This is a genomic window from Microbispora sitophila (assembly GCF_014892245.1).
GTDB classification, from domain to species: domain Bacteria; phylum Actinomycetota; class Actinomycetes; order Streptosporangiales; family Streptosporangiaceae; genus Microbispora; species Microbispora siamensis.
On sequence record NZ_JADBGC010000014.1, the window covers coordinates 270,706 to 280,371 of the forward strand.

Consider the following 9,666-nt stretch of genomic DNA (forward strand, 5'->3'; position numbering starts at 1 on the left):
CGCCTCACTGCGTTTCGCGGCTGATGGCCGGCAGCCGCGTCACCGGTTTGCCGTCCGGAAGCGCCGGCTTGAGCGGCTTGCCGTCGTCCCCCTTGCCGAGGCCGAAGATCCCTTCCCAGATGCGCCGCACCGCGGGCGCGGCGGTCGAGGCGCCGAAGCCGCCCTGCGCCACCATGACCACGGTGACCAGCCGCGGATTGTCCGCGGGCGCGAAGGACGCGAACCACGACGTGTCCTCCTTGCCGTAGACCTCTGCCGTACCGGTCTTGCCGCCGATCTTGACGATGTTCATCGGGAACCCGCGGAACGCGCCCGCGGCCGTGCCGTCCGAGGGCACCTCGCTGAGCGCCTTGCGGATATAGGTGCGAGTCTCGTCGTTGACCGGCAGGTGCCCCACGACCGGGACCGGGATCTCCTGCTTAAGGGTGCCGTCCGGACGCATCAGCGCCCAGCCGACACGCGGGCTGCGCACGTTGCCGTCGCCCAGCAGCGCCGCGTACGCCCGGGCGAGCTGCAGGGGGGTGACCAGGACGTCGCCCTGCCCGATCGAGAGGTTGACCGCCTCGTAGGCGTGGAAGATCATGCCCTCCAGGCAGTTCTCGTTGGCCAGCCGCTTGGCGAACGCGGCCCGGCTCTGGTCCTTCATCTCCGGGTAGCCGGTCTTGGCCCGCTTGCACATCTCCGACTTCGTGGAGTTGTACAGGTCGAGCTTCCACGCGCGGGTCGGAATGCGGCCCGCGGACTCGCCGGGCAGGTCGATGCCGGTGCGCTTGCCGAAGCCGTAGGCCTTGGCCATGTTGGGCATCGGCTCCTTGACCTTGGCCTTGGGAGTCTTGCCGCCGTCGCGCAGCCACTCCTCGTACCCGGCCTTGTAGAACACGGTGTCGCACGACTTGACCAGCGCCTCGTGCAGCGAGATCGCGCCCAGGCTCATGCCGCCCGCGTTCGGGTACGACCGGCCCTCGACGTTGTAGGAACTCGGGCACTGGTAGGTGCCGTGCAGGGGCTCGCCGTCGGCGACCATCGCCGACACCGAGCTGATCTTGAAGGTCGAACCCGGGGCGTACTCACCGGCGATCGCTCGCGACACGAGCGGCTTGCCCGACTTGTCCGACAGCAGCCGCCGGTAGTCCTTCTCCGAGATGCCGCCCGTCCAGACCTTGGGGTCGTACGTCGGCCGGCTGGCCATCGCGATCACGCGGCCGGTCTTCACGTCGAGCACCACACCGGCGGCGCCGTCCGAGTTCGGCACCTCCCGCATGGCCTGGTCGAGCGACTTCTCGACGACGCGCTGCACGTTGGCGTCGATGCTGGTCACCAGGATGTCGCCGGGGACCGGGTCGGACTGCTGGTTGACCGTGATGACCTTGCCCATCCGGTCGACCTGGACGTTGCGCAGGCCGGGCGTGCCGCGCAGGGCGGAGTCGTAGGTGCGCTCCAGCCCGTCCCGGCCGGTGAGGTCGACGCCCGAGTAGTTGGCCTTGAGACCCTCGCGCTTTTCCAGCTCGCTCTGCGTCACCGGCTGCAGGTAGCCGAGGAGCTGGGCGGCGTCCTTGCCGCCGGGATAGTCGCGGATCGCCTGGATGTCGGCGGTGACGCCGGGGAAGTCCTCCTGGCGTTCCAGGATCTGCAGCGCCGCCCGCGGGTTGACGTTGTCGGCGACCGGGATCGGCGTGTACGGCGAGCCGGGCCAGCACGGGCGGCTGATGCCGGGGCCGCACGCCCGGATCTCCTGCTTCAGCTTCGACAGCGGCACCTTCAGCACGGTGGACAGCCGGCGCAGGACCGCGTCGCCGCCGTCCGGCATCCGCTCCAGCCGGCCGCGGTCCACGGAGACCACCAGCGTCGTACGGTTGCGCACGAGCGGGCGGCCGGAGGAGTCGAGGATCGCCCCCCGCAGGGCGGGGACCCGCACCTCACGGGTGCGCGTCTCCGTCGCGACCGTGACGAACCGCGACCCCTGCACCACCTGGACCTGCCACAGCCGGACGACGAGCACCACGATCATGGCGATGACCAGCACCTGCAGGACGAGCAGGCGTCCGCGCAAACGTGTCATGCCGTCCCCCGTCTCCAGCTCGGCACGAGTTCGCCGCCACCGGCGCGCTTCCGGTGACCGCCGTGCGTGATCTTGACCGCCCGGAGCACCAGCGGAGCGGCCACGAGATTGCAGATCGCGGCCCGGGGCCATGCCGTGGCCAGCACCGGCCAGGTGATCCCCGGGGCGCCGATCAGCGCGCCCAGACCGGCCAGCAGGCCGGGCGCGACCACGGCGCACGCCGCAACCGCGACCAGCGGCACGCGCTCTCCCACACGCCCGGCCGCGTAGCCGAGGGCGCACAGGACCAGCGCGTACTCGCCCAGCGTGTGGTTGGAGGGAGGCAGCAGGTCGTAGGCGAGCCCTCCACAGAAGCCGATCACCGCACCCGGCACGGGCCCACGCCTGGTCGCGAGCGCGGCGACCGTCAACAGCACCAGGTCGGGCGCCCAGGAGAACAGCAGCCGGTTGACCACGCTGACCTGGAGCACCAGAGCGACGAAGAGCAGCAGCGCGGCGAGGAGGTTGCGGGCCATCGGTCAGTTCCCCCCACCGCGGCCGTCGTCCGCCGCGGCGCCCTCGCGCTGCCGGGGCGCGCCTCGCGGCTCGTCGGCGGCGGGCCGTTCCTGGGCGGCGGGCGGCTCCTGGGCGTACTGCTCTTGGGCGTACCGCTCTTGGGGTTGCCGCTCCCCGTCCACGGCCTGGGTGCCGTGCCGACCGCGCCGCTCCCGCGCGGCCTCGGGCCGGCCCTCGCGCGCCTGCCGTTCGGTCGTGGCCCGCGACTCGTCGCCCGCGCCGCGGCCCCGGTCGCCGAGCCCCCACTCGGCCTCCAGCGAGGCGCGCCCCTGCCCGCGGCCGTCGTCGCCGCGCCGCTGGTCCTCGCGCGGCGGCTTCGGCGGCGGCGGCTTCGGCGGCAGCACCGCGTCGCGCGGATCACGCTTCGGCGCCGCGACGACCACGCCGACGACGTCCAGCGCGGAGAAGTCGGTGAAGGGCCGCGCGTAGGCCGTCCTGGTCACCTCACCCGGCGTGTTGTCCACCCGCTCGACCACGCCGATCGGCACGCCCGGCACGTACGGCTTGCTCTGCTGAGAACCGAACGAGACGATCCGGCGGCCCACGCCGATCGGCACGGTCGAGTCGAGCAGACGGAACCTGATGAGGTTGCCGCCGCCGCCCTCCTCGCCGAGGCCGCTCACGACACCGAGCTCGTTGCCGCCCTCCAGCCTGGCCCCCGCCGACAGTGCCGGGTCGGTCAGCAGGGCGACCGTCGAGCCGGCCGGGCCTGTCTGGACGACGCGGCCGACCAGCCCGGCGTCGCTCAGCACCGTCATGTCGGGCCGGATCCCGTCACCGGTGCCGGCGTCGATCTCGACCGTGTCCTCGAAACCGGCCACTGTACGCCGCGCGACGACCTGGGCCGGCACGATGCGGTAGCGGCCGAGCCCCGCCAGCCCGAGCAGGCGGTCCAGCTTCTCTGCCCGTGCCTTGTCGAGCCGCTGCGCCGACACCTCGTCCCGCAGCCGCGCGTTCTCCTTGCGCAGGTCCGCGATGGCGCGCTGGGCGGAGGGCGCGTCGCGCAGCATGCCGACGAATCCGGTGATCGGCCGAGTGACGGCGGCGCCGACGCGCTCGACCTTTCCGAACACGGCGCCCGTGAAGTCACGCACCGGGCCGAGGACGTGGTCGTTCCCGGCCCGGTGATCCACGGTGATGAGGATCAGCGCCACGGCGAGGAGGAGTCCGAGCGTGAGACGGGCACGGCGGGTGTCTCTCATGACGCTTGACGCTCCTTAGTTGCGGGGCTCCGGCACGAGCACCTGCTGGAGGGCTTCAAAGTCCTCCACGCACCGCCCGGAGCCGAGCGCGACCGAGTCGAGCGCGTTCTCGGCCAGGTGGACCGGCATGCCGGTCTCCTCGCGCAACCGGTCGACCATGCCGCGCAACAGAGCGCCGCCACCGGTCACGGCGATCCCCCGGTCCATGAGGTCACCGGAGAGCTCCGGCGGGCACTTGTCCAGCGTCGACTTCACCGCGTCCACGACCGCGTTGACCGGCTCCGCGATCGACCGGCGGATCTCCTCGGCGCTGATGACGACCGTCTTCGGCAGGCCGCTGACCAGGTCGCGGCCGCGCACCTCGGCGTGGAAGTCCTCGCCGGTGACGCAGGCGGACCCGACAGCGATCTTGACCTCCTCCGCCGTGCGCTCGCCCAGCATGAGCGAGTACTCCTTCTTGGCGAAGGCGATGACCGCCTGGTCGAGTTCGTCGCCCCCGACGCGGATCGACTGGCTGGTCACGATGCCGCCCATCGAGATGATGGCCACCTCGGTGGTGCCGCCGCCGATGTCGACGACCATGTTCCCGGTCGGCTCGTGGACCGGCAGGCCGGCTCCGATCGCGGCCGCCATCGGTTCCTCGATGATGTACACGCGGCGGGCCCCGGCCTGGTAGCCCGCTTCCTTCACGGCGCGTTGCTCCACCGCGGTGATGCCACTCGGCACGGCCACGATGATGCGCGGACGCACGAAGTGCCGCCGTTTGTGGATCTTCTGGATGAAGTACCGCAGCATTCGCTCGGTCACATCGAAATCCGCGATGACACCGTCTCTCAGGGGACGGATCGCGACGATGTTTCCGGGCGTCCGCCCGATCATCCGCTTCGCTTCTATCCCAACTGCCACGATCTTTCCTGTCGTGACGTTGATGGCGACGACGGACGGCTCGTTCAGGACGATGCCGCGCCCTCGGACGTAGACGAGAGTGTTCGCCGTGCCAAGGTCGACAGCCATGTCACGGCCCAGGAATGTCAGCTTGCTGCCCATGCGGAAGGAAGCCTTCCTTCAGGTGGTTAGCGGTTACCGGGTTCAGCGGGAGTGCGGGATGACGCATCGCATTCGAATCGTAACGGCATGTGCTCATCACTGGGCACATCGAGCTCTCAAGCCCCCGGAAAAACCGATGTCCCCCGACCTAAGCTCGGTCACCACCTGGAAAAACACGAGAGGCCCCGGTTTAAACCGGGGCCTCTCGTGTGGCAAGGACTAGAAACGGTCCGGAAAGAAAATCTTGATTTCCCGGGCGGCGGACTCCGGCGAATCGGAGCCGTGGACGACGTTCTCGCCGATCTCCAGGGCGTGGTCGCCGCGGATCGTGCCGGGCGTGGACTTCACCGGGTCGGTCAGGCCGGCCAGGGCGCGGAACGCCTCGACGGCCCGGGGGCCCTCGAGCACCATCGCGACCAGCGGCCCGCCGGTGATGAACTCCACCAGCTCGCCGAAGAACGGCCGCTCGGAGTGCTCGGCGTAGTGGGCCTTGGCCGTCTCGGCGTCGAGCGTGCGCAGGTCCATCGCCACGATCTTGAGGCCCTTGCGCTCGATGCGGCCGATGACGTCCCCGATGAGGCCGCGACGGACCCCGTCGGGCTTGATCAGGACAAGCGTACGCTCGGACACGGTCTCTTCTCCTAAGGTCGTTTGACTCGCCGTACACGGTGACCCGGCGGATCGCGGGCCCACCCGTCAAGCGTCTGGGGAGCTCCGGCTGGAAAGCTCCGACGCAACGGCAGCTTACCGGTCCGGGAACGCCGCTCCGATCGGGCGAGTCCGGTGCCGGCGGGTCTCCGGCGGCAGGGCGGACCGTTCGAGGCGGTGTCAGTGTGCCGGGCCGGCGTCCCTGGGGATGTCGTCCTCCTCCGGTGACGGGGTCGGCGCGGGAATCACCACCTCGCCGTCCGCCGACGCGGCTGCGGCCCGCCGGGTCAGGACGGAGGAGAGCACGATCACTCCGACCACGACGAACCCGCCGACCAGCGCCCACGTGTGCAACGCGTCGATGAACCCGTCGACCAGGGCGTTCCCGTCGCCCCGCGCGGTCTCCGCGGCGTCGCGCAGCCGGTTCACCTGGATGCCGGTGCCGAGCAGGAAGCCCGCGAGCACGGCCGGGAAGCACAGCGACAGGCCCAGCATCGCCGATCCGAGGCCCGCCGCGCGGAACGCGCCGACCAGCGCCACCGCCGACCCGGCGGCCAGCAGGACGAACGGCACCACCAGCGGCGTGCCCGACGGCGCCGGGACCAGCAGCCTGATCGCGGCCAGCCCCGCGACGACGGCCGCGAGACCGAGGACCGTCATCCGGGCCGCGAACGTCTCGGGCGCCCGCCCCGCGAGGACGGCGCCCACGAGCGCGGTCATCGCGGCCACCAGGAAGGGCACCCACAGGCCCTTGAGGCCGGGACCGCCCAGCGGGCCGCCGAGCTCGATGTAGGTCATCTGCGCGGCGGTCGGCAGCACCACCAGCCCCACCGCGACGTTGACGAACGCGAGCGTACGGCCGCCGGGCCCCTCGAACGTGCCGAGCGCCGCGAGGGCCAGCATCGCCACCACCACGACCGCCGCGGCGACGACGACCAGGTGCGGCGGCCAGTCGAAGGTGATCCCGACGCCCAGCACCGCGATGGCCGCGGCGGGCACGATGGCCAGTGCGAGCCGCCCGCGCTCGGCCGACGTCTGCCGGCCCGCGGGAAGGATCTCCCCCTCGGCCCGCGGCCCGCCGTCGCCAGAGATCATCCAGAGCACCAGGTATGCCGCGGCGAGGGCCAGCGCCACCCCGGTGAGCAGCGGGTAAGGCTGGAGGGTGACCTGCCAGGAGGACACGTCACGGATCGCCCACAGGGCGAGGGCCTGGGCCGACAGCAGCGAGGCGGCCAGCGCGCCCGCCCAGATCGGCAGCAGCACCCGGTGCCGGGGACGCTCGGCCACCGCGACCAGCGTGGCCGGCACGAGCATGCCCGCGCCGATCCCGTGGAGCACGCGCAGCACGCCGACGAGCGCGACGGTGTCGGTGTACCCCCCGGCGACGTCGGCGAGCGCGAGCAGCGTGAGCCCCGCCACGAGGATCGGCGCCGCGCGAAGCCTGCGCACCGCGACTGCGGCGAGCGGCACGGTCACCAGCATGGCGGGCAGCGCCAGGCCGTGTGCGCGGATCATATCGACCTGCGACACGCCCGGCGGCAGCAGCGCCGCCACCACGGAGATCGTGTTCGGGATGGCGACGAGCGCGAGAGGAAGGGCCACCAAGGTGAGCAACCCGATGACGACGTCGACCAGCAGAGGGACGCGCACGGCACGGACCGGCACGGCGGTCCGAGCCTGCGGTACGGGAGGGACGGCCATGGTTGCCGACTTTAGCGCTTCGTTGCCCCTTCGACACGGCGAGCGACGAAGATGGCCGTTATCCACAGGGCGGCGAAGATCACCCCGAGAAAGAACATGACCGGGACCAGGAATCCTGTGGCGATTGTCAGGATTTCAAGCACGGTGCCCGCAATGTACGCGTACGGGCGTTTCAACATGCCGGCGACCAGCACGCACAGGACGGCCAGCCCGAGCCCGACGGTCAGCGCGAGCGGCGTGGACACGTGATTGATGGTGATCGCGACCGGGCTGATGAGCGCGACGACGATCGCCTGCATCCCGAGGACGGTCGCGCAGAGCCGGCGCATGCCGGGGGTCACTTCGAACACGGCGCTGCTCATTTGGTGGCCCTGAGGAGGATGCGCGCCTCGCCCGCGGTCACGACCGAGCCGGTGATGAGGACGCCGGAGCCGAACTCGTCGCCCTGGTCGGCCAGCGCGACGCCCTTGTCGATGGCGTCGTCGAGCCGGTCCTCGACGTGGACGCGATCCTGACCGAAGACCGCCTCCGCCCGGGCCGCGAGATCGTCCGGGCTCAGCGAGCGAGGAGAGGAGTTGCGGGTGACCACGATCTCCTCGGCCACCGGCTCCAGCAGGTCCAAAATCGTGTCCACGTCCTTGTCCGCCATCACGGCCACCACGGCGACGAGCCGGGTGAACCCGAACGCCTCGGTCAGGGCCTCGACCGTCGCCTCCATGCCCGCGGGATTGTGCGCCGCGTCGATCAGGACGGTCGGGCCCCGCCGTACGATCTCCAACCGCCCGGGACTGCTCACCTGGGCGAAGGCCTGCCGTACGACCTCCTCGCCCAGCGGGTCGTCGCCGGCCGTCAGCGCCTCCACGGCGGCCAGGGCGCCCGCGGCGTTGCCCGCCTGGTGCGCGCCGTACAACGGCAGGAACACGTCCTCGTACACGCCTTTCAAGCCCCTGAGCTGGAGCATCTGGCCGCCCATCGCGAGCTCGCGATGCAGCACGCCGAACTCCAGCCCCTCGCGGGCGACCACCGCGCCGACATCGGCCGCCCGCCGCATCAGCACCTCGGCGGCGGGCAGCGCCTGCTGCGCCAGCACGGTCATCGCCTTCGGCTTGATGATGCCGGCCTTCTCACCGGCGATCGTGGCGATGTCCGGGCCGAGGTAGTCCGTGTGATCGAGCGAGATGGGCGTGATGACGGAGACCGTCCCGTCGGCGACGTTCGTCGCGTCCCAGGTGCCGCCCATACCGGTCTCGACCACGGCGACGTCCACGGGAGCGTCCGCGAACGCGGCGAAGGCCATCGCCGTCAGCACCTCGAAAAAGCTCAGCTTGCCCACCTTGGCGTCGATCATCTCGAGGTAGGGGGCGATGTCCTGGTACACCTCGGCGAACCGCTCCTCCGACAAGGGCTCGCCGTCGATCGAGATGCGCTCGCGCATCGACTGCAGATGAGGGCTCGTGTAGCGGCCCACCCGCAGGTTACGCTCGCGCAGCAGAGCCTCGACCATGCGCGCGGTGCTCGTCTTCCCGTTGGTGCCCGCGATATGAACGACCTTGTACGACTTCTGGGGGTCGCCGAGGATCTCCATCAGCGCGGTGATCCGGTCAAGAGTGGGACTGAAATCCCACTCCACTCCCCGTGCCATGATCGCTTGCTCGACGGCTCGATATTCCACGACCCTCAGCGTACGGGAACTCATGGCCACCCCTTCACGAGGTGGTACGCGGTGCGGGTGATATGAGCGACCGGTGACATGAGCACGAGGTGATCCGCGTGGAGTATTGGCCGGCGTGGGGTGGGACATGGTTTGGGGTGAGACGGCGTTTGGGGGTGGGACGGCGTTGGGTTGAGACGGGGACGTCGTGTGGGTTGGGACGTCACTGCGCCGGCCGGAAAGTCCGGTCCTCGCGAAGCCCGCTCCGCTGGGTTGGGACGTCACTGCGCCGGCCGGAAGGTCCGGTCCTCGCGAAGCCCGCTCCGCTGGGCCTTCGCTGCGGTCCTCCCTCCCGCCCGCTCCGCTCCTCCCCTGTGCCAGCTCCCGCCCCCAAAGACGGCCCCGCCAACCAGGCGGCGCCGACCGGCAGCCCTGAACATGCGAAAACCCCGGCCACACCCGGCCGGGGCAACACACCACCCACCACACCCCACCAGCAGAGCCCCGAGGAAAAACTCCCCGGGAAATGCGGAAGGGCCACCCCAACAAGGATGGCCCTTCCGTATTCAAAAGATTGTCCGGCGGTGTCCTACTCTCCCACACCGTCCCCGGTGCAGTACCATCGGCGCTGGCAGGCTTAACTTCCGGGTTCGGAATGTAACCGGGTGTTTCCCTGCCGCTATGACCGCCGTAACCCCACGAAACACACAACCAACTCACAAGCGGTTGCTGTCTCTGAGATCACATAGTGAACGCGAGCACATCATGGTCAAGTCCTCGGCCTATTAGTACCGGTCAGCTCC

8 protein-coding genes and 1 rRNA gene are annotated in these 9,666 nt (G+C 70.5%); all 9 read right to left on the reverse strand.

Annotation, left to right across the window (positions count from 1 at the left end):
- Positions 1-4: 4 nt before the first annotated feature.
- A complete protein-coding gene (mrdA, locus tag IL992_RS26205) occupies positions 5-2,059 on the reverse strand; it encodes a penicillin-binding protein 2 (RefSeq protein WP_193206012.1) in 2,055 nt (684 codons plus the stop codon).
- The gene (gene mreD / locus IL992_RS26210) at positions 2,056-2,574 is read right to left on the reverse strand and encodes a rod shape-determining protein MreD (protein WP_193206013.1); all 519 of its coding nucleotides are present in this window, start codon (positions 2,572-2,574) and stop codon (positions 2,056-2,058) included. Before mreD ends, mrdA begins: the two co-directional genes overlap by 4 nt.
- A 3-nt stretch (positions 2,575-2,577) precedes the next feature.
- Positions 2,578-3,816: a rod shape-determining protein MreC gene (locus tag IL992_RS26215; RefSeq protein WP_193206014.1), complete on the reverse strand. Its 1,239-nt coding sequence runs from the start codon at positions 3,814-3,816 to the stop codon at positions 2,578-2,580.
- Between the two features lie 15 nt (positions 3,817-3,831).
- Positions 3,832-4,863, reverse strand: coding sequence for a rod shape-determining protein (locus tag IL992_RS26220; protein ID WP_169984810.1), 1,032 nt, complete (start codon positions 4,861-4,863; stop codon positions 3,832-3,834).
- A gap of 219 nt (positions 4,864-5,082) precedes the next feature.
- Entirely contained in the window at positions 5,083-5,493 is a 411-nt protein-coding gene (gene ndk, locus IL992_RS26225) for a nucleoside-diphosphate kinase (RefSeq protein WP_193206015.1), read from the reverse strand.
- A 198-nt stretch (positions 5,494-5,691) separates the two neighbouring features.
- Positions 5,692-7,212, reverse strand: a complete 1,521-nt coding sequence (locus IL992_RS26230) for a hypothetical protein (protein ID WP_193206016.1) — start codon at positions 7,210-7,212, stop codon at positions 5,692-5,694.
- Positions 7,213-7,223: 11 nt separating this feature from the next.
- A complete protein-coding gene (locus tag IL992_RS26235) occupies positions 7,224-7,562 on the reverse strand; it encodes a DUF4233 domain-containing protein (RefSeq protein WP_319018829.1) in 339 nt (112 codons plus the stop codon).
- Between the two features lie 8 nt (positions 7,563-7,570).
- Positions 7,571-8,908: a bifunctional folylpolyglutamate synthase/dihydrofolate synthase gene (locus IL992_RS26240; protein WP_193206018.1), complete on the reverse strand. Its 1,338-nt coding sequence runs from the start codon at positions 8,906-8,908 to the stop codon at positions 7,571-7,573.
- A gap of 531 nt (positions 8,909-9,439) precedes the next feature.
- Positions 9,440-9,556: ribosomal RNA gene (gene rrf, locus IL992_RS26245) — 5S ribosomal RNA — on the reverse strand.
- Positions 9,557-9,666 lie beyond the last annotated feature (110 nt).

Bases quoted from the DNA above. Each gene is read 5' to 3' on its own strand.
- mrdA (WP_193206012.1), bottom strand. From the start codon at position 2,059: ATGACACGTTTGCGCGGACGCCTGCTCGTCCTGCAGGTGCTGGTCATC.
- IL992_RS26220 (WP_169984810.1), bottom strand. From the start codon at position 4,863: ATGGGCAGCAAGCTGACATTCCTGGGCCGTGACATGGCTGTCGACCTT.
- IL992_RS26215 (WP_193206014.1), bottom strand. From the start codon at position 3,816: ATGAGAGACACCCGCCGTGCCCGTCTCACGCTCGGACTCCTCCTCGCC.
- IL992_RS26240 (WP_193206018.1), bottom strand. From the start codon at position 8,908: ATGAGTTCCCGTACGCTGAGGGTCGTGGAATATCGAGCCGTCGAGCAA.
- IL992_RS26230 (WP_193206016.1), bottom strand. From the start codon at position 7,212: ATGGCCGTCCCTCCCGTACCGCAGGCTCGGACCGCCGTGCCGGTCCGT.
- mreD (WP_193206013.1), bottom strand. From the start codon at position 2,574: ATGGCCCGCAACCTCCTCGCCGCGCTGCTGCTCTTCGTCGCTCTGGTG.